We start from the raw sequence: 26,108 nt of genomic DNA on the forward strand, positions 1-26,108 counted from the left end.
TTTTTGGCGGTGGGTTGGGTGGCGGTCCGGTGGCGGTTTGACTTGCCGTTGGTCGATGCGTTGGTCGCTGCGGCCGAGGGGGCATGCGTCGACCATCGCGGCGATGGCGCGCGGCCACTTACGGTTTAGGGGCGGCGGTCGGCAGCAGTATCAATCGCGCATTCGGCGATGGTTGCGGCGATGGGCCTTGCGGCGGGTTCGACACGCCATTCGTTGCAGCGGCAAGCGGGCAACCGGCGGTGACAGCGGACAGGTTCGCTACGGACGCGTCGATACGCCCATTAATCGCAATCCGGTGACGGTTACGGCGAACGCCCCTGGCTTGGCACGCCATGCGTTGCAGCGGCAAGCGGCGGTGGTCGCGAACATGTCCGCTACGGTCGCGTCGATACGCCCATTAATCGCAGTTGCAAGCGGCCACCCAGTGACAGTTACGGCGAGCGCCCCTTAGCTCCGCACGCCATGCGTTGCAGCGGCAAGCGGACAACCGGCGGTGGTCGCGAACATGCCCTCTCCGGTCGCCTCGATCCTTCCCTCAACCGCAGTTGCAGGCGGGCATCCGGCCGCGTCCGCGCGACATCCGCGTCACGACGATCAGCCCGGCCGCGCCCAGCAGCAACGCGCCCGCCGCCAGCCACAAGGCGGGCGAAAACGATCCGGTTCGTTCAGCGATCGGCGCGGCGACAAGCGGACCGACGATCTGACCGACGCCGTAGGCCGCCGTCGCGTAGCCCATCAGACCGGCCGCGTCGTCGCCGCGCAGACGCCGCGCCTCGCGCATCGCGAACAGCGTGATCGCGGTGAACGGCAGGCCGATCAGGATGCTGCCGAGCGAAAAGCCGCCCGCCGTCGGCCAGACGATGCCGAGCGCGATGCCCAGGGCCTGTAGCACATAGCAGCCGGCGAGCAGCGTGCGGTTATCCCAATGCACCGGCAGGCGCGCCGCGAGCAGTGCGCCGACCATCAGCGCCGCGCCGAACATCGGCCAGAACAGATCGGGCCACGACGAGCCCGGCAGCGCATGGCGCGCGATCACCGGCAGGAAAGTTGCGGTGATGATGTAGCCGAAGCCGGGGACGCCGTAGAGCAGGATCAGCCAGAAGGCGTCGGCGCGATGCGGGGTTCCGGTCGCCGGGGTTGGGGTCGGCGAGATCCGGTTCGGCGAGGTTGGGTTCGGCGAGGCTGGGTTCGCCGAGGCCGGATTCGCCGAAGTCGGATTCGCCGAGGCCCGGTTCGCCGAGGCCCGGTTCGCCGACGCCGGGTTCGCCGCAGTCGGGTTCGCTGAGGCCGGATCCGCCGGCGTCGGATTCGCCAGAGCGGGATTCGCCACGCTTGAGCCCACAACGTATTGGCTCGTGGCGTGTCGGTCTGCAACACGCTGGTTTGCATCGGTTGCGCCGGCGGAAGCGGCCGCGCGCGCATTCGCACTGCCCGTACTGCTCCCACTGCGCGCCGACGAGCCCGCCGCCGCCCCGAAAACTGGCCAAACCACGATCGACAGCACCGCCGCGATCAGCCCAAAGCCGATCCACCCGGCCGTGGCGCCGTAGCCGCCGGCGGCGCTGACCAGCAAACCCGTCCCGGCAATCCCGAAGCCCGGCCCCGTATAGATCACCCCGCCCCAGCCATGCGCGCCCAGTTCGGCGAGCCGCCGCAAGCCCCACTGCGAGGCGAAAACGAAACTCCACGCGCTGACCGCACCGGCGACGAAGCGTACCGCCGCCCACACCCAGAACTGATTCGTGACGCCCATTGCCAGGGTCAGCAGGGCGGTAGCGACGAGCCCCGCACGCACCATGCGCGCCGGTTCGACCCGCAGCGCCGCGCAGGTCACCGCGCCGACAAAATAGCCCGCGTAGTTGAACGACGCGAGCCAGCCGCCGTGCTGGATATCGATCTGCGGCTGACCCGACGCGCCGCCGTGGAGCATCAGCGGCAACAGCGGCGTGAAGGCAAAGCGCCCGATACCGAGGACCACGGCCAGCGTCACCATGCAGGCGAGCGCCGCGCGCCGGGCGGCGTCCCGTTCGGACGAAACGTGCTGCGTGGGGGAAGCGAGATCGTTCATGAGCAGGCGAAAAATGATATCGGACCCGGCGGTCACCGGTCTCAAAGCATATTAGCTTGACCTTTGGATCATGAAAAATGAATAATTTGGATGCCAACCATCGCTAGGAGAGAATCGTGGATCTGGCCGCCTTGACCATCTTTCGCGCCGTCGTGCGAGAAAACGGCGTGACGCGCGCCGCCGCCAAACTCAATCGCGTGCAATCGAACGTCACCACGCGCATCAAGCAGCTCGAGCAGCAACTGGGCACCGACCTGTTCATCCGCGACGGCCGCCGTCTCGTGCTGACGCCCGCCGGCGAGACGCTGCTGCCCTACGCGGAACGTCTGCTCGCGCTCGCTGACGAGGCGCGTCATGCGGTTCGCGAGGACCGTCCGAGCGGACGCTTGCGGTTGGGCACGATGGAAAGCGTCGCGGCAACGCGTCTGCCGGCCTTGCTCGCGCGCTATCACCAGCAGTGGCCGGCTGTCGCGCTGGAACTCGAGACCGGCACGACCGGCAAGCTGATCGAACGGGTGCGCGAGTTCGAGGTGGATGCGGCTTTGGTGGCCACACCGCCGGATCCGGCCTTGCTCGGTGAAATATTCGAGACGGTGTCGGTGTTCAGGGAAGAACTGGTGATGCTGACGCCGCGCGGGCATCGGCCGATTCACGAGGTGCGGGACATTGCGCTATCGACGCTGATCGCGTTCGAGCGCGGGTGCGCTTACCGGAGCTACATCGAGAATTGGTATCTGGAACATGGCGTGAGGCCGGCTCGCGTGCTGGAGCTGGGTTCGTATCACGCAATCGTGGCATGCGTGGCCGCGGGCGCGGGGGTGGCCGTGGCGCCACGGTCAGTGCTGAATTTGCAGACCGATGCCAGCAATATCGCGGTTCATGCGCTACCGGATATCGGCGTGATCGAGACGCTTCTCGTGTGGCGGCGCGGGCATTTTTCGCCGGCGCTCAATGCGTTGAAGCAGACGCTGCTGGCTCGCGACGATGCGGTGGAATCGCCCGCGGTTACAGCGGTTACAGCGGTTGATGCCGGCTGATCGCAGACCACGCGGGACGCTAAAACCGCAGCGCCCGCGTGGCACACATCAACCTCGACTCAAAGCTGGGCCTCGACCCAGCCCTTGACGCCGGCAAGCGCCGCCGGCAGATTCGCCGGCTCGGTGCCGCCCGCCTGGGCCATGTCCGGCCGGCCACCGCCCTTGCCGCCGACCTGCTGCGCGACGAAGTTGACCAGCTCGCCGGCCTTGACCCGCTTGCTCGCATCGGCCGTCACACCGGCAATCAGGCTCACCTTGCCGCCCTCGACCGAGGCCAGCACGATGGCCGCGCTCTTGAGCTTGTCCTTCAGCTTGTCGACCGTCTCGCGCAGCGTCTTCACGTCCGCGCCGTCGAGCGTTGCCGCCAGCACATGCACGCCGGCCACTTCGATCGCCTGACCGGCCAGTTCGTCGCCCTGGCTCGACGCCATCTTCGACTTCAGCGCGCTCAGTTCCTTCTCGAGCGATTTCACCTGGTCCTGCACCTGCACGATCCGCTGCGTCAGTTCCGACGGCTGCGCCTTCAGCGCGGCTGCTGCCGCGTTGATCTTCGCATCGAGGTCCTGCACGAAGCGCACGGCGTTGTCGCCCGTGATCGCCTCCACGCGACGAATGCCCGCCGCCACGCCGCCTTCCATCACGATCTTGAAGAAGCCGATGTCGCCGGTGCGATGCACGTGCGTGCCGCCGCACAACTCACGCGAGAAACCCAGATCGAGCACGCGCACTTCATCGCCGTACTTTTCGCCGAACAGCGCCATCGCGCCGCCCTTCACCGCTTCGTCGAACGGCATGACGCGCACGATGCCCGGCGCGTTCGCGAGCACTTCGGCGTTGACGATTTCCTCGACGCGGCGGATCTGTTCGTCCGTCATCGGCGCGTTATGCGCGAAGTCGAAACGGGTCTTGTCGGGATCGACCAGCGAGCCCTTCTGCTGCACGTGCGAGCCGAGCACTTCGCGCAGCGCCTTGTGCATCAGGTGGGTCGCCGAGTGATTGCGGGCCGTGCGGGCACGGCGCACCGCGTCGATTTCCGCCTTCACGACGTCGCCGACCTTCAGCGTGCCCTGCTCCAGCGTGCCGTGATGACCGACCACGTCGGCCTGCACCTTCAGCGTGTCGGCGACGGCAAAGCGCACGCTCGCGTTGGCGAGCAAACCCTGGTCGCCGACCTGGCCGCCCGATTCGGCATAGAACGGCGTGTGGTCTAGCACGACGACCGCTTGCTGGCCGTGGCTCACTTCCCGCACCGACGCGCCGTCCACGTACAGCGCGATCACCTTCGCGTCGTCGAAGACAATTTCCTCGTAGCCGTGGAACGTGGTCTTCGCGCCCGAGTATTCGAGGCCCTGCGCCATCTTGAACTTGCCCGCCGCGCGAGCCTGTTCGCGCTGGCGCGCCATGGCTTCGTCGAACGCGGCTTCGTCCACCGTGACTTCGCGCTCGCGGCACACGTCCGCCGTCAGATCGAGCGGGAAGCCGTAGGTGTCGTGCAGCTTGAATGCGAGTTCGCCGTCGAGCGTCTTGCCGCCCTTCGCTTCGAGATCGGCCAGCGCGCTTTCGAGAATCGACATGCCGTGCTCGATGGTCTCGAAGAAGCGCTCTTCTTCCTGGCGCAGCACGTCGGTCACGCGTTGTTCGGCTTGCTTCAGTTCAGGATAGGCGCCGCCCATTTGCGCGACGAGGTCGGCCACCATGCGATGAAAGAACGAACCCTTCTTGCCCAGCTTGTAGCCATGCCGGATCGCGCGGCGCACGATCCGGCGCAGCACGTAGCCGCGGCCCTCGTTGCCCGGAATCACGCCGTCGACGATCAGGAACGAGCACGCGCGAATGTGATCGGCGATCACCTTCAGCGAGTTGTTCGTGAGGTCGCTCACGCCGGTTTCGCGCGCGGCGGCCTGGATGAGCGCCTGGAACAGGTCGATCTCATAGTTGCTGTGCACGTGCTGCAGCACCGCGGCGATACGCTCCAGGCCCATGCCGGTGTCGACGCACTGCTTGGGCAGCGGCGTCATGTTGCCCTGGGCGTCGCGGTTGAACTGCATGAACACGAGATTCCAGATCTCGATGTAGCGGTCGCCGTCTTCCTCAGGCGATCCCGGCGGGCCGCCCCACACCTCGGGACCGTGGTCGTAGAAGATTTCCGAGCATGGGCCGCACGGCCCGGTGTCGGCCATCTGCCAGAAGTTGTCCGACGCGTAGCGCGCGCCCTTGTTGTCGCCGATGCGGATGATGCGCTCGACCGGCACGCCCACTTCCTTCGCCCAGATGTCGTGCGCCTCGTCGTCTTCCTGATAGACCGTCACCCACAGCTTGTCTTTCGGCAACTGATAAACGCCCGTCAGCAATTCCCACGCGTAGTGGATCGCGTCGCGCTTGAAATAGTCGCCGAACGAGAAGTTGCCCAGCATTTCGAAGAACGTGTGGTGACGCGCGGTGTAGCCGACGTTTTCCAGATCGTTGTGCTTGCCGCCGGCGCGCACGCTGCGCTGCGCGGTCGTGGCACGCGAGTACGGACGCGACTCCGCGCCGAGGAACACATCTTTGAACTGCACCATTCCCGAATTGGTGAAGAGCAGCGTGGGGTCGTTGCCGGGCACAAGGCTCGACGAGCGAACGATCGTATGGCCCTTCGATTCGAAGAACTTGAGGAATTTCTCGCGGATTTCGGCGGCTTTCATAGCGTGCGGGGGACGGGTTTGCCAGTTCCCTGGCTGTTACCGGCGGCATCGTAGGATGCGCCAACTGTTTGTTTCTTAATCGGCCGATTATACGGGATCGGCGCGCCTGCGCGGCAGCGCGCCGTGCGGGTTGGCCGTTCGGCCAGGATTCGTCGAGCCGGATCGGACATCGCCGGCGCGTCGTTCGTCCTATGACGTTCGGCCGACTCCACCCGCGTGCCGGAATCGCTTAAGATCGCCTCACATCCGCGGCGCGAGATGCGCCGCCTCGGCTACCAGGAGACAACGACGAATATGGGCGCTCTCAGTCACATCCGCGTGCTGGATCTCACACGCGTGCTCGCCGGACCGTGGTGCGCGCAGACCCTCGCCGATTTCGGCGCCGACGTCATCAAGATCGAGCGCCCGCGGGTCGGCGACGACACGCGCCACTGGGGGCCGCCATACCTCAAAACGCCGGACGGCGCGGATACCCGCGAGGCCGCGTACTACCTCGCCGCGAACCGCAACAAGCGCTCGGTCACCGTGGACATCGCATCGCCCGAAGGCCAGCGGATCATTCGCGAACTGGCCGCGCAAAGCGACGTGGTGCTGGAGAACTACAAGGTCGGCCAGTTGAAGAAATACGGCCTCGATTACGCGTCGCTCAAGGAAGTGAAGCCCGATCTGGTCTATTGCTCGGTGACCGGCTTCGGGCAGACCGGGCCGTATGCGCAGCGAGCGGGCTACGACTTCATCGTGCAGGGCATCGGCGGTTTCATGAGCATTACCGGCGAACGCGACGGCCAGCCGGGCGGCGGTCCGCAAAAGGCCGGCGTGGCGATCGCCGACCTGATGACCGGCATGTATTCGACCATCGCCGTGCTCACCGCGCTCACGCATCGCGACCGCACGGGCGAAGGCCAGTACATCGACATGGCGCTGCTCGACGTGCAGGTGGCGATGCTCGCGAACATGAATTCGAATTACCTCGCCAGCGGCCAGCCGCCAGTGCGGTGGGGCAATGCGCACCCGAACATCGTGCCCTACCAGACCTTCCAGACGAGCGACGGCTGGATCATCGTCGCGGTCGGCAACGACGGGCAGTTCCGCAAATTCGTCGAGGCGGGCGGCCGCGCGGAACTGGCCGACGACGAGCGTTTCGCCACCAACCCGGCCCGCGTACGCCATCGCGAAGTTCTCGTGCCGATTCTGGCGGAAATGGTTCGACTGCAGGGCAAACAGCAGTGGATCGCGGCGCTGGAGGCGGCGGGCGTACCGTGTGGGCCGATCAACGATCTGGGCGAGGTGTTCGAGAACGAGCAGGTGGTGGCGCGCGGCATGCAGGTGGATCTGCCGCATCCGTCGGGCGGCACGGTCAAGCTGGTGCGCAACCCGATCAATATGACGGGCACGCCGCCCGAGGCGTTGACGCATCCGCCCACGCTCGGCGAGCACACCGAGAGCATTTTGCGCGACGTACTCGGTTACGACGAGGCAAGGATCGCGGCGCTGCGGGCGCAGTCGGTGATTTGAGCTTGCCGGCGCGGCGCGGGCACAAACGTCGGGCTCAACCTCGCTCGCCGAATGAGGCCAGCCAGCGCCGCCCTTCTTCCCAATCGCCGAGCCCGCTATCGGCGTTGATGTGGCCGCGCGGACCGAGGTCGATCCAGCGGCTGCCCCAAGCGTTCGCACAGGTCTGAGAGAACGGCACGCCGCCATACGGATCGTCGCTGCTCGCCACGACGATGCTCGCGAACGGCAAGCGCGTGAGCGGCACCGGCGCAAAGCCGCTCGCGTCCTCTGGAAAATGGGCCTCGGACGGATCGGGCACCGCCACCAGCAACGCGCCCGCCACCTTCGCAAGCTGCTTCGCGCTCGCATATCGCGCCGCCCAGAAAGCGGTCGTCAGGCAGCCCAGGCTATGCGCGGCCAACACCACCGGCGCGCGCGCCGCGGCTACGGCGGCGTCGAGCGTGCGGCACCAGGCATCGCGCACCGGATGATCCCAGTCGGGCATTGGCACCCGCAGGCACGAGGCATCGAGGGCTTCCCAGCGCGTTTGCCAGTGACCGGCGCCGGAGTTTTGATAACCGGGCAGGACCAGTGTGGTCATGTTTTGTTGTGTGGTTGCGTGTTGTGTCATTGCGTTCCCCGCCGCCGTTTGCGACGATCTTCGTTGCCATTCTTTCTGGCCGTTGGCTTTGCAGTTCGTTTCGCTCGCGCGGCCGGCGCCCGCTTCAACGGATCACGCGAGCCACACCCGCGCCGCGCGGATCCGCCGCCGGCTCGGGCAGCGTGCCGTCGATGCGAATCATCTGCACGTCGCCGTTGAACGACTGCCCTTCCAGCGCGTAGCCCATGCCTTGCAGTTGCTCGGCCAGCTCGCCCGTAATCGGGTGATACGGCTCGAAGTAGATCGTCTTCGGTGGCAGCAACTGATGATGGAACCGCAGCGCGGCGAGCGCATCGGTGGGCGTCATGTTGAAGTCGTAGAGATCGGTCATCACCTGGAAAATCGACGTCAGGATACGCGAGCCGCCCGGCGTGCCGATCACGAGCGACACCTTGTCGTCCTTCAACAGAATCGTCGGCGTCATCGACGAGAGCGGTCGGCGTCCCGGCGCAATGGTGTTGGTGTCGAGGCTGTTCACGCCAGGCTGACTTGCTCCCGCAGCGCTCGCGCCGCTCGGCTTCGTGACGAAGTCGTCCATGGCGTCGTTCAGCAGAAAGCCGCCGCCGTCCACCACCACCCCCGAGCCGAATGGCCCGTTCAGCGTGTAGGTGTTCGAGACGGCATTGCCCCACTTGTCGACCACCGAGAAATGCGTGGTTTGCGCCTTTTCCGGCATCGCGTCGCCGAGGCCGGGCTTCACCGGCGCCGCGCCCGGCACTTCGTCGGGCTTGACCTCGTCGGCGCGTTGCGCGAGGTAGGCGTCGTCGAGCAGTTTGTCGACCGGCACCTTGAACGAATCCGGATCGCCCATGTATTGCTGCCGATCGGCGAACACGCGGTCCTCGATCTGCGCGATCAAATGGATGTACGGCGCGGAGTTCAACTCGACACCGTCGAACGCCTGCTTCAGTGCGGCCTTCATTTTCAGCATCTGGATCAGGCCCACGCCGCCCGAGCTCGGCGGCGGCGCCGTGACCACCCGGTAGCCGTTCCAGTCGGCGGTGAGCGGCTGGCGCCACACGGCCTTGTATTGAATCAGGTCCTGTTTGGTGACGAGACCGTGGCCGTACATTTGCTGGGCGATCAGTTCGGCGGTGCGGCCTTCGTAAAACTCACGGCCGCCGTCGTCGGCGATACGCGCCAGGGTTTGCGCGAGTTCCGGCTGGCGGTACGTCACGCCCGCCTTGAGATTCGAGAAGTAGGCGTCGAAGTTGGTCTTGCCCGCGAAGGTCTTCACCACGGCGTCGCGGCGCTGCTGCAGCCAGGGCTCGGCCTGGAAGCCGTCGGTGGCATAACGGAGCGCGGGCGCCAGCACCTGCTTCCACTTCAGCTTGCCGAAACGGCGCTGCGCCTGCCACATGCCGTCGACCGTACCCGGCACGGCCACCGCGCGATGGCCGACGGCGCTCATGCCCGGCACCGGGTTGCCCTTGTCGTCGAGATACATCTCGCGGGTCGCCTGTTGCGGCGCGCGCTCGCGGTAGTCCAGAAAGTACGGCTTGCCGTCCATGAACACGGTCATGAATCCGCCGCCGCCGAGGTTCCCCGCGTCCGGCGCGGTCACCGCGAGCGTGAACGCGATCGCCACGGCGGCGTCCACCGCGTTGCCCCCGGCGGCGAAGATCTGCTGCGCGGCGTCCGCGCTGTAGCGATCGGGCACGGCGACCGCCGACGCGTCGAGCGCGGCCTTCGGCGGCGGCGTTTTCGCGAGCGCCGGGGCCGGCGTGACGACGCTGCCGGCGAACGCGACGACCACGGCCGAAACCATGACGAGGCGGGCGAAGGAAACAGAAGCGAAAGGCGCGCGAGGCGCGTCGTGCGTCGGGACTGACATCCGAGAAACTCCGGAAACGAAGGGCGCCACGGGGCGCGAGCAGACAGGATTCGGGCGCGGTGGCAAATGGGCGGTGCGTCTTGCAAGGGCGGCTGCCGTGCTTCTCGCGCGGTGCGGCTTGTGCGGAAATTCAAAGGCGGCGGCGCTTCCCGCGCGGCTCGCATCCCGAACGGCGCGCCTCCGCGCCGCTCGCATCCTAAGTCGGCGGCGCGCGCGTCGACAAAACGTTTTACCTCCTGTTACAGCGCCCGGCCCCGCCCTTGAATTTCCGCGCAAACCGCCCGAACATGGGCCGCGCGCCGCACTCGCCTGCCGCCAAGGGCCTCGTCAGGTAGAATTAACGGATAAGTGGGCGCATTGCGCACCCCCGACAGACTTTCACCTTCTCGCATGAATACCGAACGCAACGACGCGCCAGCGGCATCCAATTTCATCCGCAACATCATCGACGACGACAACCGCAGCGGCAAGTGGGGCCAGCGCGTCGAAACGCGCTTTCCGCCCGAGCCGAACGGCTATCTGCACATCGGTCACGCCAAGAGCATCTGCCTGAATTTCGGCGTGGCGCGCAGCTACGGCGGCGTGTGCCATCTGCGTTTCGACGACACGAACCCGGAAAAGGAAAGCGTCGAATACGTCGACTCGATCATCGACGCCGTGCGCTGGCTCGGCTTCGAATGGGAAAAGGACGGCAAATCGCAGCTCTACTACGCGAGCGACTACTACGACAAGCTCTACGAATTCGCCGAACTGCTGATCGAGCGCGGCAAGGCGTATGTGGACAGCCAGTCGGCGGAAGAAATGCGCGCGAACCGCGGTTCGGCAACCGAGGCCGGCACGCCGTCGCGCTTTCGCGACCGTTCGGTGCAGGACAACCTCGACCTGTTCCGCCGCATGAAGGCCGGCGAGTTCAAGGAAGGCGAGCACGTGCTGCGCGCGAAGATCGACATGGCCTCGCCGAACTTCAACATGCGCGACCCCGTGATCTACCGGATCCGCTTCGCGCATCACTACCGCACCGGCGACAAGTGGTGCGTGTACCCGATGTACGACTACACGCACTGCATCTCGGACGCGCTGGAAAACATCACGCATTCGCTGTGCACGCTCGAGTTCGAGGACCATCGTCCGCTGTACGACTGGATCCTGAACGAGCTTGCCGACGCCGGCATCTTCACGCGTCCGCTGCCGCAGCAAATCGAATTTTCGCGCCTGAATCTGACCTACGCGATCACCAGCAAGCGCAAGCTGCTGCAACTGGTGAACGAAGGCCATGTCGACGGCTGGGACGATCCGCGCATGCCGACCATCGTCGGCGTGCGCCGGCGCGGCTTCACGCCGGAGTCGATCCAGTTGTTCTGCGAGCGCATCGGCGTCACCAAGGTCGATTCATGGATCGACATGAGCGTGTTCGAAGGCGCGCTGCGTGACGATCTCGACGAAAAAGCGCCGCGCATCGCGGCCGTGCTCGATCCGGTCAAGCTGATCATCAATAACTTCCCGATGGGTCTCACCGAGCCGTGCAGCGCGCCGGTCCATCCGCATCATCCGGAACAGGGCATTCGCGAGTTCCCGATCTCACGCGAGCTGTGGATCGAGCGCGACGACTACACGGAAACGCCGCCGAAGGGCTACTTCCGCCTCTTCCCCGGCAACAAGGTGCGCCTGCGTTACGGCTACGTGATCGAATGCACGGGCGCCGACAAGGACGAGAACGGCAACGTCGTCGCGGTCCACTGCAACTACTTCCCGGACAGCAAATCGGGCACCGAAGGCGCGAACAACTACAAGGTGAAGGGCAACATTCACTGGGTCAGCGCGGCCGCCGCGTACCCGGCCGAAGTACGCATCTACGACCGTCTGTTCAAGGAGCCGCAACCGGACGCCGGCGGCCGCGACTTCCTCGAAGCGCTGAATCCCGATTCCAAACGCGTGGTCAACGCGTACCTCGAGCAGGGCGCACACCACGCGCTGCCCGAGCAGCGCTATCAGTTCGAACGCCACGGCTACTTCGTCGCCGACCGTGTCGATTCGAAGCCGGGCAAACCCGTATTCAATCGCATCGTGAGCTTGCGCGACAGTTGGGGCAAGCCGGCGTAAGCTGAAGCGGATGCCGCTCGCGGCATGACCAGCGCTGATCGACGGCGTGCATTCCGCTCACGGGGTGCACGCCGTTTCGTTACCAGTGTTCTATCGACAAACGCGGCGCAGCCATGTTCACGCGCCGGCCCGGAGATCCGATGAAAGTTGCAGCCCGCCGCGAAGCGACTCCAGGGAACACGGCAAGCGGACCGCATCGTCATGCGGGCGCCGTTGCCGCCGCGCACCTCGCGCGCTCATCCCGTGCCGCACGTTTCGCGCATCGCGCGCGCCGCGCGCTCGTGGCGTTGGCGACATTGGGCGCGGCGTCGCTCGCCTGCGCCGCCAACACCGAAGAGCTCACCGGAACGCTGAAAAAGATCCACGACGACGGCGTCGTCACACTCGGCGTGCGTGAAGCATCGATTCCCTTCTCGTACTTCGACGGCAAGCAGACAGTCGGCTATTCGCAAACCATCGCATTGCAGATCGTCGACGAGATCAGAAAGACGCTCGGCATGCCGCAACTGCAAGTGCATGAAGTCACCGTGACCTCGTCGAACCGCACGCCGATGCTGCTGAACAACCAGATCGATCTGGAATGCGGCTCGACCACGCATACGGTGGAACGCGAAAACGCGGTCGCTTTTTCCAACAGTTTTTTCCAGTACGCGGTGCGCATGATCGTGCGCAAGAGCAGCGGCATCAGCGATTTTACGGACCTGGCCGGCAAGACGGTCGTGACCACCGCGAGCACCTCCGACGAACGCCTGCTGCGCCGTCTCAACGCAGACAGGCATCTGAACCTGCGCATTACCGCAGCGCGCGATCACGCGGAAGCATTCGCGGCGCTCAAGGAAGAGCGGGCGGTGGCGTTCGTGATGGACGAGCCGATCGTCTACGGTTTCAAATCGACCGACCCGCGTCCCGGCGACTTCGTGGTGACCGGCACGCCGCTCGGCTACGAGGTTTACGCGTGCATGTTTCGCAAGGGGGACGAGCCGCTCCGCAAGCTCGTGAACGGCGTGATCGCGCGCGGACAAATTTCCGGCGACGCGGAACGGTTGTACAAACAATGGTTCACGCAGCCAATTCCGCCGCACGGCATCAACCTGAATTTCCCGCTGTCGGAGCAGAACCGCGCGCTGTTCGCTCATCCGAACGATCGCGCGCTGGACTGAGGCCGGCTGGCGTCCGGCTGCGATCGACACCGATTGAACTTGCGACTGCCGGCGCGCCGGGGTTGCGCGCCGTCGCGGCCTATAACGACCGATGCAGTTCCGCCAGCGATAGCGTGGTCTGAAAGAGCCGCGTGAGACTGCGGCTCGCATATTTCTCGACTTCGTGCGGCGCGACCCAGCGGTATGAATCCATCTCGGGAATCAGCGTGCCGTCGGAGCGGCGCGGAAACATCGACGTGCAGGTGCATGAACTCAGATCGAGTTCGCATGCCTCGGCGCGTGCCGCGAACAGATGCAGATCCTTGTCGCGCCGGTAGACGAACAGGCCGAGGTCTTTCAGACGCCCGGCCTCGATCGCGATGCCGGTCTCCTCGACCATCTCGCGCAGCGCCGTGACGTGCGGCGCCTCGCCCTCCTCGCCATGTCCTTTCGGAATGTCCCAGTGCGACGTTTCGGTGGCGTGCGCAAGCAGCACTCGCCCGTCCGGATCGAGCAGCACGATGCCGCAGGAGACGACCCGCGCGGCCATCATCGGCGCACCGCGCCGGCCGGATGACCCGCGCCGGGACGCACCCGCGGCAAGCCGACGCGCGTTGTCATGCCGGCTCGCATGCTCAGTGCTTTTTCTGCAACTGCCAGTTGCCGCTGCCCTGCTTGCAGAATTGCGGGCGCAGGTTCATGGATTGCCCCTTCGCATTCAGCACGACGCCGACGTCGCGGCAGGTGCGCTCACCCATCTTCGCCGTGTTCCCGGCGGTGATGGTGGCGTCGATCTTCACGCTATTGCCGGTGCCTTCGTTGAGCCAGTTCGCGCTTTCGCCGTCCTGCTTGTCGTTCAGCACGGCGAAGACGGCCTTCTTGATCGAATCGACGTCGCGTTGCTTCATGTAGCTGACCGGCGTGTCGTTCAGAAAACCGAGATTCGCCGCTTGCGCGCCTACTGCGGTGGCAATCAACAGGGCGCCGGCGGTCAGATGAAGCAGGACGCGAGTTCGCATCGACATGAAGAATTCTCCTCGAGAAGTGTTTGGGGCGGTCTCGAACGCGCTTGTCGCGGCTCGTGATTGGACCCCAAAAGCATAGCATGCCGACCTCGATGCGCCGCCGAAGCAGTGACCATGCCGCGGCGAAATTCGCCGCATTCACCGACGCCCCGATCCACGCGCCGCCGTGGCACACGAACGATCAGGCATGGCAAGCGCTCCGTGTTTTCGGACCCGTCAAGTATGTTTTTATCGGGCGTGTTCCTAAGATCGCTCTATTGCGCACAGCGCGCCAGCGAGCCTTATTCAACACCTCAGATGAACGTCTATCTCACCCTCGAAACGCTCGCCGTCGCGCTTGCGCTGCTTTGTGTGGCGCTCATGCCGGCCTCCATCCGCATCGATACCGGTCTCGCGCGACGCATCGTGCCACTGGACAGAGTGCCCGGCATGCGCTGGCCCGCTCTGCTGACCCGCGCCGGGCTCGTGTGCCTCCTCGCATCCTTCGTCCTGCTGCTCGTCGCCTGCTATTACATTCTGGCCGGCACCGGCTGATAACCGCGGCCTGGCGGCCGCTGTCCTCTTTCATCGGTTCAGTTCGCGGCGACTGCCTTGGTCTTTTCGGCGACCACCTTGCCGCCCGCTTCATATCCATCCGTGAGCGTATTCAGAAACGCCACCACGTCCTTGATTTCCGCCTCGTCGAGCGCCGGCTTGTCGCCCGGCTTGCGGTCGAACGGCGGCTCGGTATTCAGGTTGTCCCAGTAGCGCCGCGGCAAATCGTCGAACTTCCGCACACGGCCGTTGACGACCGGATAGAACTTCTCCGGATGCGTGTCCCGCTCGGCGTAAAAGCGCAGCACCTGTTCCAGCGAATCGTAGATGCCGTTGTGGAAGAAGCGCTTCTTCAACGCGACGTTGCGCAGCGTCGGCGTGCGGAACAGGCCGCAAAACTCGGCGCGGCCCTTCAGATCGGTACGCTCCGGTCCACACGCGCCGAGGTCGTAAAAATGCGGATCGCGATTCACCGGCAACGCGCGATTGCGTGGCACGCCGATCGCGATCAGGCCGAAGTCGCTGAACTGCGGCGGCGCGCCGTCCCGCGTGCGCTGGCTGATGTGGCAGCTCGCGCAATTGCCCTTCGTTTCGTCGTTGAACAGTTGCAGACCGTGAAGTTCGGCCTGAGTCAGTTGCGCCTTGCCCGCCAGAAACGCATCGTACTTGCTGGTGTACGGATAGAAAATCCCGGGTGCCTGTTCGAACGTTTCGAGCGCCTGCAACACGGCTTTGAACGTCGCTTCGTCGCTATCGAAAATGCGCGCGCCGAACGCCGCGCGGAAAGCGTCGGCATACGGCGCGGCTTTCACCGCGGCCGTGACCCTGGCCGGCGTGCTGCCCATTTCGAACGACGACAGCAGCGGAATGCGAGCCTGGTCGGCGCCGCGGTCGACGCGGCCGTCCCATGTCAAACCACCGGTCGGCCCCGCGTCCACGCTTTCGTCGCCTTCGTCGTCCGACTCGTGATAGTGCTCGGCGAACGCGGGCACCGATTGCAGATATTTGAGCGTGGGCGCGGCGCGCATGCCGGTACGGTGCATGTCGCTACCGCCCAGTTGCACGGGCAACGCATTGGCCGGCGAAAACGCATGGTCCGGGCTATGGCACGACGCGCAGGCGAGTTTGCCCGAGCCGGATAACGACGCATCGAAGAAGAGCTGTTTGCCGAGCGCCGTCATTTGCCGCACGGATTCGTAGACTTGCGCGCGGCTTTGACCGGCCTGCTGGCCGGCGACCGGTGTGGCTGAAGCCGCCGTTGGCGCGGCCGCGCGCGATCCGCTGACGGCAGCGCTCGCGCCACTCGCGGCGCTTGCAGCGGCAGCGAGCGTCGCCGCAGCGCCCGCGGCCGGCGCCCCCGCATCGCATGCGGCCAATGTCATCGTCATTCCCCCGAGCATGAACGCCGCCAGCGGCGCTTTCATCGTCGTCGATCCGACGCATCGCCGCGCCCGCGCCACAGCGCTCCGAATCCCCGTCAAGGCAAGCCGCATAGGAATGATGTGAGTTCGCGATATCGAAGTCCGCGAGCGTATTTCATGCATATGTCGCTCACATGACATGCGGCCGACCAAAAGCATCTAGAACCAAGCTGTTCGTAAGGCGAAACACATCGTGCTGTCAACTTTCCTTGCGAAACTTTCCCGGACGGCCATCCATGCAAGGCATCACGCGGCCCGTCCCCAACGCGAGAGAGAACCCACATCTTATGAACAAGAAATTGATCTGCGCGGCGCCCCTGGCGATCGCAGCAGCGTTGAGCCTGTATGCGTGCGGCGGCAATGAGATCACGCAGCCGGACATCACATCGATCAAGACGGTCGTGGTGATTTACGCGGAGAACCGCAGCTTCGACAACCTGTACGGCAACTTCCCCGGCGCGAACGGTCTGCAGAACGTGTCGAGCGCGACGCAGGTGGACCGTGACGGCACGCCGCTCGCGACGCTGCCGCAAGTCTGGAACGGCCTGACGCAAACCGGCGTGACGCCGGTGGTCACGCAGGCGATGACGGCCAATCTGCCGAACAGCCCGTTCGCGATCGACGACCCGAAGGGCTTCAACACGCCGATCACCGCGACCACGCGCGACCTGTATCACCGCTTCTACGAAAACCAGATGCAGATCGACGGCGGCAAGAACGACAAGTTCGCCGCGTGGGCCGATTCGGGCGGCCTCGTGATGGGCCACTACACGCTCGACGCCGACAAGCTGCCGCTGTGGAAGATCGCACAGCAGTACACGCTGGCCGACAACTTCTTCATGGGCGCGTTCGGCGGCTCGTTCCTGAATCACCAGTGGCTGGTGTGCGCATGCACGCCGGTCTATCCGAATGCGGACAAGAGCCCGGCGGCGGCTTCGATTTCCGCGGTGGAAAGCGACGGCGTCACGCTGAAGCTCGCGAGCAACTCGCCCGCCTCGGCGTTGAGCGGGCCGCCGAAATACGTGCTGTCGGGCAACCTGACGCCCGACTTCTACGCGATCAACACGATGCAGCCGCCGTATCAACCGAGCGGCAACAAGGCGGCCGCGGGCGGCGACGCGAACCTCGCCGATCCGGCCGCGGCCACCACGCTGCCGGCGCAAACGCAGCAGCACATCGGCGATCTGCTGAACAACGCCAAGGTATCGTGGGCGTGGTATGGCGGCGCGTGGGGCGCGGCGTTGTCGGCGGCGCAAACCGGCACGTCGAACGTGATCTACGGCGCGAATCTGTCGGCGCCGAACTTCCAGCCGCATCATCAGCCGTTCAATTATTTCGCCGACCTGGCGCCGGGCACCGCGAACCGCGCGCAGCATCTGCTCGACGGCGGCCTCGCCGGCTCGGAGTTCATCAAGGCGATCGATAACGGAACGCTGCCGCAAGTGACGTTCTACAAGCCGCAAGGCAACCTGAACGAGCACCCCGGCTACACGGACGTCGCCTCGGGCGACCAGCACATCGCCGATGTGATCTCGCACCTGCAGAAGAGCCCACAGTGGAACAACATGCTGGTGGTGGTGACATACGATGAAAACGGCGGCTTCTGGGATCACGTCGCGCCGCCGAAGGCCGACCGCTGGGGCCCGAGCACGCGTATTCCGGCGTTGATCATCTCGCCGTACGCGAAGAAGGGCTACGTCGATCACACGCAGTACGACACCACATCGATCCTGCGCTTCATCACGCACCGCTTCTCGCTGCCGACGCTGCCGGGCATCGCCGCGCGCGACGCGGCGCTCGCGAGCAACGGTGGCAAGCCGATGGGCGACCTCACCGCGGCTTTGAACATCCGGCAATGAGTGGCGTAACAGCACGAGGGGTGTGGGGGTTCGCGTCCCCTCCACTCGCGCCGGCGTCGGACGTTCAGCAATGAACGTCCAACGAAAGCGCTCGGCAATCCGGCGTGCGGCCACCGACAGTAAGCAACAGTCGGCCTCGTGACGAGGCTTTGACGGGGTAGCTCCGGCTGCCCTTTTTTGTTTTCGGCGCGCGCACCGGCGACGTCGTCACGCCCGCTCGCCGACGTGCTCGCGTGGCGACACAACGGGGCTTGCAATACAGCGTATGCTTCGACCGAAGGCGCGATCATCGTGTCGTCGCGAGCGGCGGCGGCGCTGAATTCCCGGCAATGCGTCGCAGCTTGGTCCACTCTTCCAGGAGCCCGACAGCATGACTGAAAAAACCATCAAGATCCCCGGCCCCGACCATCCGATCACCGTCGAACCGGCCAACGCGCGCGTCATCGTGACCGTGGCCGGCCGCGTGATCGCGGATACGAACAAAGCGCTGGCGCTGCGTGAAGCGTCGTATCCGGCGGTGTATTACATTCCGCGCGACGATGTCGACATGGCGCTGCTCGAGCGCACCGATCACGCAACTTATTGTCCCTACAAAGGCGATTGCGCTTACTACAGCATTGCGATCGGCGGAGAGCGCGCGGTGAATGCGGTATGGACGTACGAGTCGCCTTATGCGGCCGTGAAGGAGATCGCGCGGCATCTCGCGTTCTATCCCGAGCGGGTCGATTCGATCGACGTGCAGCCGGTAGCTTGAGAGGCAATGCGCGCAAGATTTGAAGTACGGCAGGAGGGACTCGAACCCACCACCCTCGGCTTAGAAGGCCGATGCTCTATCCAGCTGAGCTACTGCCGTAATGAGGAGAGGCGATGCTACGCCAGGCTACGGCGTACAACGTGCATCACCCGCAATGAGAACCCGCGATCGGGAATTGGAATTGTGTGGGATCGCGCCACACACGGTCGTGGCATACCGAAATTCTAACTGACCGGCGCGGAGACTGGAAATCTCGCTCCGCGGGGTCGTCGGCATTCGTCATAGCCACGTCGGAAAACAAACAGGCCCGGCGGGTTGAGCCGGGCCCGGATTATAACCGATCGCTCCTTGCCCGCCAGCACGCGGGCGCGCAACGAGGGCGGACCTCGAACGCGATCAGACCGGTTGCGGATGCAACAGGAACCAGCCGAGAAACACGATCCCCGCGATCACGCAGTACACGCCGAACGAAGCCAGACGTCCGCGACCTTCGAAATAGCGCATCAGGAAACGCACGCTCAGATACGCGGCGATCGCGGTAAGCACGCCGCCCAGCAGGGCGTCCGCCAGTTGACCGGGCGCATGAAAGAGCTTCGGCAATTCGAGCAGGCCCGCCGCGAAAATGATCGGCGTGCCGAGCAGAAACGAGAACTCGGCGGCCTTCTCGGTGGTCAAGCCGGCCGCATTGCCGGCGATCATCGTCAGACCACTGCGCGAAAAACCTGGAATCAGCGCGCCGACCTGAGCCAGCCCGACGAGAAACGCCTGGCGGAACGTCATCTTCTCCGGCGGCTGATGCGCGCGCGAGCGTTGCAGGCGGTCGCCGAACCACAGCAGCACGCCGTTGACGATCAGCGCGATCGCGACGATGCGCAGGTCGTGAAAAATCAGTTCGAGCCGCTTCTCGAGCAGCAGTCCGACGATACCCGCCGGAATCGTGCCGATGATGAGCGCCCACATCATGTGCGCGTCGTCATTGCGGCGGCCGCCGAGCGAGGCGAAGAAGCCGCGCACCAGCGCGCACCAGCGCTCGCGGAAGTACCACAGCAGCGCGAACGCGGTGCCGAGGTGCAACGCGACGAGAAACGGCAGCAACTGCGGCGCGTGCTTGTCGATATGCATGTCGAACAATGCGGGCACCAGCAGCGTATGACCGAGACTGCTCACGGGAAACAGTTCGGTGACGCCTTGCAGCACGCTCAGAAAGATCAGAAACGACAGGTTCACGCGGCGGTCCTTGTAAGGAAAGTGTCGGGGAACAGCGCGCCGCAAGGGAGTGACCGGCGCGTCAAAAGCGCGTCGATTATGCCTGGCTGCAATGTCAGCGCCAAGCGTTTGAGCCTCGATCGGGGAAATATTGATGCGCTGCGTCACAACTGGAAACCGTTGTTACGCGCCGGAAAAAGAAACGGGCCGCCGCGAACGGCGACCCTGTCATCATGAGAAATTCGTGAGCTTCAAGCGACCGGCTTCACGCCAGTGCGCAGTGGCGGGCCGGCAGGCGAAACGAAAGGTGGGATCAGCGCTCGAGCTGGTAGAAAAAGTAGACCGTGCTTGCTGCGAACATGCCGAACAGTGCGACACCCATTGCCATTGCGAGATCCATCACGCCCTCCTGAGCCGGTCTCGCCCGGTGTTCTGATCACCGGGCAGTGAGACGGATTATCTGCAAGGAAGCCCCTTGTGCGACACCCGCAATTTCCCCAGAAGGGTTTCCCCGTAGCACAAAGCGGCGCAAAATCTTCGTCTGACAACGCACATATTCGGCGTTGTCGGGCGTCCGGCACGTTCGTGAGGTATGCGTCGGATGCGTCTGCCAACCTTCACTCAACCTGACCAACCAGCCCATCGACCATGCCCCTTTCCCCGCAACAGGACATTCTCGAAATCGCCCAGGACGCCTCCGTGCTCCGCTTCGCGCCGCAAGCCGGCGGCCGTCTGTTGTCGTGGACGATCGACGGCGAGGCCGTGATTCATTGGCCCGAGCACGCCGACTGGAGTCAGCCCGCGCGGATCCGTGGCGGCAATCCACTGCTGTTTCCGTTTCTCGGCCGCCATCGTGTCGACGGCAAGATCGGCTATTGGCGCGACGCCGCGGGCGCGGTGCGCGAGTTGCCGATGCACGGCTTCGCGCGCGACCTGCCGTTCGACGCCCATGCCGACGTTCATGGCGCCGGCCTGCGCATGGTGCTGACCGACAACGCCGCGACGCGCGTCTTCTATCCGTTCGGCTTCCGGTTCGAGGCGGTCTACACCCTGATCGACGCAGCCACGCTCGAAGTCACGCTGCGCACCGCCAACACCGGCGACGCGCGGCTGCCCTACTACGCCGGCCATCACTTCTACTTCACGCTGCCGCACGCGCAGCGCGGCGAGACCTCGCTGGAACTGCCGCGCACCGAACGCCGCCATCAGCAGGACGACGGTTCGATCAGCGCCGCCGAGCCGGGCGAAGCGCGCTACACGCTCGACGAGGCGCGCATTCATGACCGGTTCCATTGCCTCGTCGGCGAACCGGATCAACCGGTGCGGCTCATCGCGCCTAGGCTCAACCGGCTCGTCACCATCGATCTGCAGCGGCCGGACTCGGTGCCCTGGTACGCCGTCACCACGTGGACCGAAGCCGCTGATTCCGACTTCTACTGCGTCGAGCCGTGGCTGGGACTGCCGGACGCGATCCACAACGGCATGGGTTTGCGCTGGCTCGAACCGGGACAAACCGAGGCGGCCACGCTGCGTATCAACGTCGGCAAGCTGCGCTGATGGCGGCTTTCACGTCGAGCGACGCGCGGTGGATGGGGCCGCGTTGCGCCGCGTTTCATGCCGCGCGTGGTCTTGTCGCTGCCCGTTTTTCGCGTGTTGCAACGCAAAACCGTTAGAATCGGACGCTTTGCATCCACCTGCCGCGTGATCGGGATCGGCGCGCGGCAGCGCTTTGCGAGGTCCAATGCGGGGAACAACAAGAATGATCAAACGGCTCGCCTGCGCGTCGTTGGTGGCGCTGCTCGTCGCGTGCGGGTCGGCGCCGGTGGCGCCAGGCTTCTATCGGGTCGAACGGGGCGATACGCTGTCGAAAATCGCGCGCAGCAACCGGCAATCGGTGCAAAGCATCGTGCGCTGGAACAATCTGACCAACCCGGACAGCATCGAGGTCGGCCAGGTGCTGCGCGTCGTGCCGCCAGGCGGAGCATCGACGAGCGGCGCGACACGCAGTAACGGCGGCGCGAGCGCTTCGGCGTCGCCGCGCCCGGCGCCGGCCTCGGAGGACAGCGCGCCGTCGTCCGCGCCGGCTTCCGCGATTTCGCTGATCTGGCCGGCCGACGGCACCGTGATCCGGCGCTTCGACGGCGCCAATTCCAAGGGCATCGATATTTCGGCGGCCGCGGGCACACCGGTGGTCGCCGCGGCGGCCGGCACGGTCGTGTATGCGGGCAACGGTTTGCGCGGTTACGGCAATCTGCTGATCCTCAAACACAATGCCGAGTACCTGACCGCTTATGCGCACAACCGCGTGCTGCTGGTGAAGGAAGGCCAATCGGTCGCGCGCGGCGAAAAGATCGCCGAGGTGGGCAACACCGATACCGATCGTGTCATGCTGCACTTCGAGTTGCGCTATCAGGGCCGCTCGATCGATCCGTCGAAGGCACTGCCGCCCAGATAGGTCTGAAGCGCTGGCACGCGCCCTGCGTCCGCGGTCGAGGGAACCTCGCGTGCTACGCTCTTTCCGACACGCGACGTGGCCGTGCGCCACGTCTTTCCCGTCATCTGTGAGGAATCTGTCATGAAGAGCGCATTTGCGTCCGTCGCGACCGCGGCGGCGATCGGTCTTGGCCTGCTGACGCTCGGCGGCCTCGGCGGCTGCTCCAGCACCACCACCATGACGTACCTGCCTAGCGGCGAAACCGGCTTTGCAATCAACTGCAGCGGCAGCGACGCCAGTTCCAGTTGGGGCGAGTGCTACAAGCGCGCCGGCGAAGTCTGCGGCAATTACGGCTACGACGTCGTTTCAAAAGACGTCGACAGCGGCGGCACTTCCGGCGGCTCGGTCGGCGGGATTTTCGGCGCGAATGTGAAGAACCGGTCGATGGTGATTCGCTGCAAACAATGACGGCCCGGCCCGCAACAAGCGGCACCGCTGGCACTGGCAGCAGACTCGCCAGAACCGGCAGGCATTAGCGCCTCCGCCGCCTTCGCGAGCGCGGGCGGAGGCCGCAGCGAAATCCAACCGCACGCGCGACGACGCCCTTGGAGAGGCGCCAAAAAAAATCAAGCACATCGTGAGCGACAAAAAGGGATGTCACTTTCACGATCGACGGCGTGTGAATCGGAGCAAAAAAAAGCCCGGCACGAGGCCGGGCTAACGGGGGTTCGGCGCATATCGGCAAAGGACCGGTTCACCATGCGCCAGAACGAAATCTAACAACTCGCTTTTACAAGCGCAATATATTAATTTCTCATGCAATGTGATGCGGCGTACGGATTCCGCATTATGTGAACCAGAAACGTCGGCAATAACCACGCTCAATCCACGCACCATTTCGTCAGGCAAAGCGATTAATCGCGCCGAAGAAAATCCGTGCATCGCCCGACAGACGGGGCACCCAGGCTTATACCCAAAGCGCGTTCAAAAACCCTGAAGAAAGACTAAAAAACCGATTTTGGCGAGGCGCACCCGGCATAATCGTGGCGCATTTCGCGCCGCTCAGACTTGGTGCGCAAACACACCAACGCGGGCATTTAATCCGCGTTGATCCGTACGAATAAATCGAGGGAATTTCGTCACGGGAAAAATTCGCGAATGGCGAAATAATTAAAATCTGGCAATAACATACAAATTGCGAAGTTTTAAAATCAAACCATTATTCATTCTACCAATGGAATGATATGCGCGTCGCCCGTCGATTCGAACCGGCCATTGGTCTCGCCCGGCCGGCTAAAACTCCGGCTCACATGACTCGCAAACCGAGCTCGGTGACGAGCACCGCAGCTTGATGATGCGAAATCGTCGCGCCCTTGAAGAGCGCCGCATCGACAAGCCGCACGCCGCTCAAATCGGCTTCGCGCAAATCGGCGCCGTCGAAGCGTGCGCCCTTCAGATGCGCGTCCTTCAGGCTGCCGCCCTCGAAGATCGCCTCACGGAAATCGACGCCGGCGAGATCGGCATCCGAGAAATCGAGTTGCTGGAGCGTGGCCTTGCGAAACGACAGGCCGCGCAAATGCGCGCCCACCAGCAAGCTCTCGACGAAGCTCAAGCCAAGCGCGGCGCAAGCCTCGAAATTCGCGCCCGTCAGCTTGCAGCCGTGAAACGACACCGACGCGAGCTTGGCGCGCCGCCAACTGGTGTTGTTCAGATCGCTCGACTGGAACGCCGCGTCGACCAGGTCGGCGGACGCGAAATCCGCCTCGCGCCCGCGACAACGGACCCAGCGCGTCTGCGAGAGCGTCGCGCCGAAAAACGAGGTCTCCACAATCGTGCAGCGATGAAATTCGGCGCCGCGCAGATCGAGCCGCGACAGATCGGCGCCTTCGAAATCGCAGTCGGCGAAATGAAGCGGCTGCCGGGGCGGCTCGCTATCGCTCGCGCGATTCGCCGCGATGAGGCGCTCCACGTCGGCCCGCGCAAGCGTGGCGCCGAGCACTTGATGAGCTTGCGCGCCCGCAGCCGGCGCCGTTGAATCGAGTGACATGAGGGTTCAGAATCAGAATTTCGCAAGGCCCAAAGCCTACCGGAATGCGCGCCGCCCTGGCGGTCCGCGCCAATGGTTTATAGTGACGGCCCGTCAAAAACGCGCGAACGATGACTTCCAACGACGCCACCCACAGCCCGCTGTACGCGAAACTGCTCGCCGAAACCGCCAAGATCGGCTGGCCCGAACTCGAACGCTTTTTCGCGCGCGGCATGCTGCTGCGCGTCGCACGCGACCTCGATCTGGTCAGCGTCGCCGAAGCCATCGCCAGCGACGACACCACGCAGGTCACGCAATGGCTGTCCGCCGGCCTCGTCGAACGCGTGCAGGCGGAAACCGCCGCGGATTTCGCCGCGCGCGATCCCGATCTGTGGGCGGTGGTCGTCTCTCCTTGGGTGTGCGTGCAGGAACGCGGTTGAGCGAACCCGCGCACGGCCCGAAGGAAGCCGCCTTGCGAGACGGCGCGGGCGCTGCCATGCCCGCAGTGCCCGCGCACTGGCATCGCCGGGTGCTGACGCTGGCGTTTCCCATCGTCCTCGCCAATCTGACGCAGCCGATTCTCGGCGCGGTCGACACCGCCGTCGCCGGCCATCTCGACGGCGCGTCGTATCTCGGCGGCGTGGCGCTCGGCGGCGTCTTTTTCAACTTCGTGTTCTGGGGCTTCGGCTTTTTGCGCATGGGGACCACGGGCCTCGTCGCGCAAGCGCATGGTGCGCGCGACGAGGCCGGGCTGCGCAACGACGTCGTGCGCGCGCTGCTGCTCGCAGCCGCCATCGGCGCGGCGGTGCTGGCGCTGCAAATGCCGCTGATCGAGTACACGTTGCGCGCGATCGGCGGCAGCGAGGCCGTGCAGCATCAAGCGCGCATCTACTGCCACGCGCGCATCTGGGCGGCCCCGCTCGCGCTCGGCAATTACGTCGTGCTCGGCTGGCTGCTCGGCACGCAGCAAGTGCGACTCGCGCTGCTCTCGCAAGTGTTCATCAACAGCGTGAACATCGTGGCGGTACTGCTGTATGTGCATGGCTTCGACTGGGGCGTGGCCGGCATCGGCGCCGCGACCGCCACGGCCGACGCGCTCGGCTTCGTGCTCGGCGCCGCGCTGCTGTGGCGCGGCCGGCCGCGCGGTTTGCCCGCGCTGAACCGCGCGGCCTTGCTCGACGCGGCGGCGCTCAGGCGTCTGGTGGTGCTCAATCGCGACATCTTCGTCCGCACGCTGTGCCTGCTTCTGTCGTTTGGCTGGTTCGCGCATCTCGGCGCGAGCCAGGGCGACGCCATCCTCGCCGCCAACGCGCTGCTGCTGAATTTTCAAACCTTCATGGCCTACGGACTCGACGGCTTCGCGCACGCCGCCGAAGCGCTCGTCGGCGCGGCGATCGGCGCGCGCGACCGCCACGGCTTCAGACAGGCCATTAGCGTGACGGCGCTGTGGTCCGCGCTCGGCGCGCTGGGTTTCTCGCTCGTGTATTGGGGCGCGGGCGCATGGATCGTCGAGCGACTGACCGATCAGGCCGCGGTGCGCGCCGCCGCTGAAACGTATCTGCCTTGGGCCGCGTTGTCGCCCGTGGTGTCGGTGTGGGGCTTCGTGCTCGACGGCGTGTTCATCGGCGCGACGCGAACGCGCGAACTGATGATGTCGATGGTGGTGTCGTTCGCGGTGTTCGTGGCGGCGTCGTGGCTGTTGCTGGCGCTCTTCGCCAATCACGGTTTGTGGGCCGCGATGCTGATCTTCATGGCCGCGCGGGGCGTGACGCTCGCGCGCTACCTGCCGGGCATCGTGCGCGGCATGGCGGGTGCGAACGGCTAGCCGTCGA

At 65.0% G+C, this 26,108-nt stretch carries 21 protein-coding genes and 1 tRNA gene; 12 read left to right on the forward strand and 10 right to left on the reverse strand.

The features are described from left to right. Positions 1-535: 535 nt before the first annotated feature. Positions 536-2,068: a YbfB/YjiJ family MFS transporter gene (locus ACTJLC_RS19540; RefSeq protein WP_073431233.1), complete on the reverse strand. Its 1,533-nt coding sequence runs from the start codon at positions 2,066-2,068 to the stop codon at positions 536-538. A gap of 116 nt (positions 2,069-2,184) precedes the next feature. Between ACTJLC_RS19540 and ACTJLC_RS19545 the strand changes: the two genes are divergently transcribed. After that, a complete protein-coding gene (locus ACTJLC_RS19545) occupies positions 2,185-3,105 on the forward strand; it encodes a LysR family transcriptional regulator (protein ID WP_073431220.1) in 921 nt (306 codons plus the stop codon). Between the two features lie 59 nt (positions 3,106-3,164). On the opposite strand, the gene alaS is transcribed toward ACTJLC_RS19545, so the two are convergent. Further along, a complete protein-coding gene (gene alaS / locus ACTJLC_RS19550) occupies positions 3,165-5,789 on the reverse strand; it encodes an alanine--tRNA ligase (protein WP_073431219.1) in 2,625 nt (874 codons plus the stop codon). Between the two features lie 294 nt (positions 5,790-6,083). Between alaS and ACTJLC_RS19555 the strand changes: the two genes are divergently transcribed. Next, a complete protein-coding gene (locus ACTJLC_RS19555) occupies positions 6,084-7,304 on the forward strand; it encodes a CaiB/BaiF CoA transferase family protein (RefSeq protein ID WP_073431232.1) in 1,221 nt (406 codons plus the stop codon). A 34-nt stretch (positions 7,305-7,338) separates the two neighbouring features. On the opposite strand, the gene ACTJLC_RS19560 is transcribed toward ACTJLC_RS19555, so the two are convergent. Both ACTJLC_RS19560 and ggt read right to left on the reverse strand, forming a co-directional pair. After that, a complete protein-coding gene (locus tag ACTJLC_RS19560; protein WP_235004927.1) occupies positions 7,339-7,884 on the reverse strand; it encodes an RBBP9/YdeN family alpha/beta hydrolase in 546 nt (181 codons plus the stop codon). A gap of 124 nt (positions 7,885-8,008) precedes the next feature. Further along, positions 8,009-9,778 carry a gamma-glutamyltransferase gene (ggt, locus tag ACTJLC_RS19565; protein ID WP_073431217.1) on the reverse strand — a complete coding sequence of 590 codons (1,770 nt, stop codon included), beginning with the start codon at positions 9,776-9,778 and terminating at the stop codon, positions 8,009-8,011. Between the two features lie 390 nt (positions 9,779-10,168). Between ggt and ACTJLC_RS19570 the strand changes: the two genes are divergently transcribed. Together ACTJLC_RS19570 and ACTJLC_RS19575 are read left to right on the forward strand one after the other, a co-directional pair. Then, positions 10,169-11,878, forward strand: a complete 1,710-nt coding sequence (locus tag ACTJLC_RS19570; protein WP_073431216.1) for a glutamine--tRNA ligase/YqeY domain fusion protein — start codon at positions 10,169-10,171, stop codon at positions 11,876-11,878. Between the two features lie 140 nt (positions 11,879-12,018). Further along, positions 12,019-13,038 carry a transporter substrate-binding domain-containing protein gene (locus tag ACTJLC_RS19575; RefSeq protein ID WP_084561473.1) on the forward strand — a complete coding sequence of 340 codons (1,020 nt, stop codon included), beginning with the start codon at positions 12,019-12,021 and terminating at the stop codon, positions 13,036-13,038. A gap of 79 nt (positions 13,039-13,117) precedes the next feature. Here the strand turns inward: ACTJLC_RS19575 and ACTJLC_RS19580 are convergent, their stop codons facing one another. Together ACTJLC_RS19580 and ACTJLC_RS19585 are read right to left on the reverse strand one after the other, a co-directional pair. Continuing rightward, a complete protein-coding gene (locus tag ACTJLC_RS19580; RefSeq protein WP_073431230.1) occupies positions 13,118-13,567 on the reverse strand; it encodes an NUDIX hydrolase in 450 nt (149 codons plus the stop codon). A gap of 85 nt (positions 13,568-13,652) precedes the next feature. Next, positions 13,653-14,042 carry an RT0821/Lpp0805 family surface protein gene (locus tag ACTJLC_RS19585; protein ID WP_073431215.1) on the reverse strand — a complete coding sequence of 130 codons (390 nt, stop codon included), beginning with the start codon at positions 14,040-14,042 and terminating at the stop codon, positions 13,653-13,655. Between the two features lie 297 nt (positions 14,043-14,339). Between ACTJLC_RS19585 and ACTJLC_RS19590 the strand changes: the two genes are divergently transcribed. Continuing rightward, positions 14,340-14,576, forward strand: a complete 237-nt coding sequence (locus ACTJLC_RS19590) for a hypothetical protein (protein WP_073431214.1) — start codon at positions 14,340-14,342, stop codon at positions 14,574-14,576. 38 nt (positions 14,577-14,614) lie between these two features. Here ACTJLC_RS19590 and ACTJLC_RS19595 read toward each other — a convergent pair whose 3' ends face one another. Continuing rightward, a complete protein-coding gene (locus ACTJLC_RS19595; RefSeq protein WP_084561472.1) occupies positions 14,615-16,069 on the reverse strand; it encodes a cytochrome-c peroxidase in 1,455 nt (484 codons plus the stop codon). A gap of 215 nt (positions 16,070-16,284) precedes the next feature. Between ACTJLC_RS19595 and ACTJLC_RS19600 the strand changes: the two genes are divergently transcribed. Together ACTJLC_RS19600 and ACTJLC_RS19605 are read left to right on the forward strand one after the other, a co-directional pair. After that, positions 16,285-17,856, forward strand: coding sequence for an acid phosphatase (locus ACTJLC_RS19600; protein WP_073431212.1), 1,572 nt, complete (start codon positions 16,285-16,287; stop codon positions 17,854-17,856). 370 nt (positions 17,857-18,226) lie between these two features. Further along, positions 18,227-18,610, forward strand: a complete 384-nt coding sequence (locus ACTJLC_RS19605) for a DUF427 domain-containing protein (RefSeq protein WP_073431211.1) — start codon at positions 18,227-18,229, stop codon at positions 18,608-18,610. Between the two features lie 25 nt (positions 18,611-18,635). Here ACTJLC_RS19605 and ACTJLC_RS19610 read toward each other — a convergent pair. After that, positions 18,636-18,709: transfer RNA gene (locus tag ACTJLC_RS19610), tRNA-Arg, on the reverse strand. A 297-nt stretch (positions 18,710-19,006) separates the two neighbouring features. Beyond that, positions 19,007-19,837 (reverse strand): undecaprenyl-diphosphate phosphatase, encoded by an 831-nt coding sequence (locus tag ACTJLC_RS19615; protein ID WP_073431210.1) that lies wholly within the window; start codon positions 19,835-19,837, stop codon positions 19,007-19,009. Between the two features lie 627 nt (positions 19,838-20,464). Here ACTJLC_RS19615 and ACTJLC_RS19620 point away from each other — a divergent pair. The 3 genes from ACTJLC_RS19620 (at position 20,465) to ACTJLC_RS19630 (ending at position 22,718) form a co-directional block, all read left to right on the forward strand. Next, positions 20,465-21,373 carry an aldose epimerase family protein gene (locus tag ACTJLC_RS19620; RefSeq protein ID WP_073431209.1) on the forward strand — a complete coding sequence of 303 codons (909 nt, stop codon included), beginning with the start codon at positions 20,465-20,467 and terminating at the stop codon, positions 21,371-21,373. 184 nt (positions 21,374-21,557) lie between these two features. Continuing rightward, complete coding sequence (locus ACTJLC_RS19625; RefSeq protein WP_073431208.1) at positions 21,558-22,271, forward strand: peptidoglycan DD-metalloendopeptidase family protein; 714 nt, start codon at positions 21,558-21,560, stop codon at positions 22,269-22,271. A gap of 120 nt (positions 22,272-22,391) precedes the next feature. Further along, positions 22,392-22,718: a hypothetical protein gene (locus ACTJLC_RS19630; protein WP_073431207.1), complete on the forward strand. Its 327-nt coding sequence runs from the start codon at positions 22,392-22,394 to the stop codon at positions 22,716-22,718. 838 nt (positions 22,719-23,556) lie between these two features. On the opposite strand, the gene ACTJLC_RS19635 is transcribed toward ACTJLC_RS19630, so the two are convergent. Beyond that, entirely contained in the window at positions 23,557-24,297 is a 741-nt protein-coding gene (locus tag ACTJLC_RS19635) for a pentapeptide repeat-containing protein (RefSeq protein WP_073431206.1), read from the reverse strand. A 110-nt stretch (positions 24,298-24,407) separates the two neighbouring features. Here ACTJLC_RS19635 and ACTJLC_RS19640 point away from each other — a divergent pair, with 110 nt between their 5' ends. Next, positions 24,408-24,716, forward strand: a complete 309-nt coding sequence (locus tag ACTJLC_RS19640; RefSeq protein ID WP_073431205.1) for a DUF2288 domain-containing protein — start codon at positions 24,408-24,410, stop codon at positions 24,714-24,716. A 56-nt stretch (positions 24,717-24,772) separates the two neighbouring features. Further along, a complete protein-coding gene (locus ACTJLC_RS19645; protein WP_073431229.1) occupies positions 24,773-26,101 on the forward strand; it encodes an MATE family efflux transporter in 1,329 nt (442 codons plus the stop codon). Positions 26,102-26,108 lie beyond the last annotated feature (7 nt).

The organism is Paraburkholderia sp. 22099, from assembly GCF_052045835.1.
In the GTDB taxonomy this organism is placed as follows: Bacteria; Pseudomonadota; Gammaproteobacteria; order Burkholderiales; family Burkholderiaceae; genus Paraburkholderia; species Paraburkholderia terricola.

Bases quoted from the DNA above. Each gene is read 5' to 3' on its own strand.
- ACTJLC_RS19605 (WP_073431211.1), top strand. From the start codon at position 18,227: ATGACTGAAAAAACCATCAAGATCCCCGGCCCCGACCATCCGATCACC.
- ACTJLC_RS19620 (WP_073431209.1), top strand. From the start codon at position 20,465: ATGCCCCTTTCCCCGCAACAGGACATTCTCGAAATCGCCCAGGACGCC.
- ACTJLC_RS19625 (WP_073431208.1), top strand. From the start codon at position 21,558: ATGCGGGGAACAACAAGAATGATCAAACGGCTCGCCTGCGCGTCGTTG.
- ACTJLC_RS19635 (WP_073431206.1), bottom strand. From the start codon at position 24,297: ATGTCACTCGATTCAACGGCGCCGGCTGCGGGCGCGCAAGCTCATCAA.
- ACTJLC_RS19585 (WP_073431215.1), bottom strand. From the start codon at position 14,042: ATGTCGATGCGAACTCGCGTCCTGCTTCATCTGACCGCCGGCGCCCTG.
- ACTJLC_RS19575 (WP_084561473.1), top strand. From the start codon at position 12,019: ATGAAAGTTGCAGCCCGCCGCGAAGCGACTCCAGGGAACACGGCAAGC.
- ACTJLC_RS19540 (WP_073431233.1), bottom strand. From the start codon at position 2,068: ATGAACGATCTCGCTTCCCCCACGCAGCACGTTTCGTCCGAACGGGAC.
- alaS (WP_073431219.1), bottom strand. From the start codon at position 5,789: ATGAAAGCCGCCGAAATCCGCGAGAAATTCCTCAAGTTCTTCGAATCG.
- ACTJLC_RS19560 (WP_235004927.1), bottom strand. From the start codon at position 7,884: ATGACCACACTGGTCCTGCCCGGTTATCAAAACTCCGGCGCCGGTCAC.
- ACTJLC_RS19595 (WP_084561472.1), bottom strand. From the start codon at position 16,069: ATGCGGCTTGCCTTGACGGGGATTCGGAGCGCTGTGGCGCGGGCGCGG.
- ACTJLC_RS19645 (WP_073431229.1), top strand. From the start codon at position 24,773: ATGCCCGCAGTGCCCGCGCACTGGCATCGCCGGGTGCTGACGCTGGCG.
- ACTJLC_RS19640 (WP_073431205.1), top strand. From the start codon at position 24,408: ATGACTTCCAACGACGCCACCCACAGCCCGCTGTACGCGAAACTGCTC.
- ACTJLC_RS19600 (WP_073431212.1), top strand. From the start codon at position 16,285: ATGAACAAGAAATTGATCTGCGCGGCGCCCCTGGCGATCGCAGCAGCG.
- ACTJLC_RS19555 (WP_073431232.1), top strand. From the start codon at position 6,084: ATGGGCGCTCTCAGTCACATCCGCGTGCTGGATCTCACACGCGTGCTC.
- ACTJLC_RS19590 (WP_073431214.1), top strand. From the start codon at position 14,340: ATGAACGTCTATCTCACCCTCGAAACGCTCGCCGTCGCGCTTGCGCTG.
- ACTJLC_RS19570 (WP_073431216.1), top strand. From the start codon at position 10,169: ATGAATACCGAACGCAACGACGCGCCAGCGGCATCCAATTTCATCCGC.
- ggt (WP_073431217.1), bottom strand. From the start codon at position 9,778: ATGTCAGTCCCGACGCACGACGCGCCTCGCGCGCCTTTCGCTTCTGTT.
- ACTJLC_RS19580 (WP_073431230.1), bottom strand. From the start codon at position 13,567: ATGGCCGCGCGGGTCGTCTCCTGCGGCATCGTGCTGCTCGATCCGGAC.
- ACTJLC_RS19630 (WP_073431207.1), top strand. From the start codon at position 22,392: ATGAAGAGCGCATTTGCGTCCGTCGCGACCGCGGCGGCGATCGGTCTT.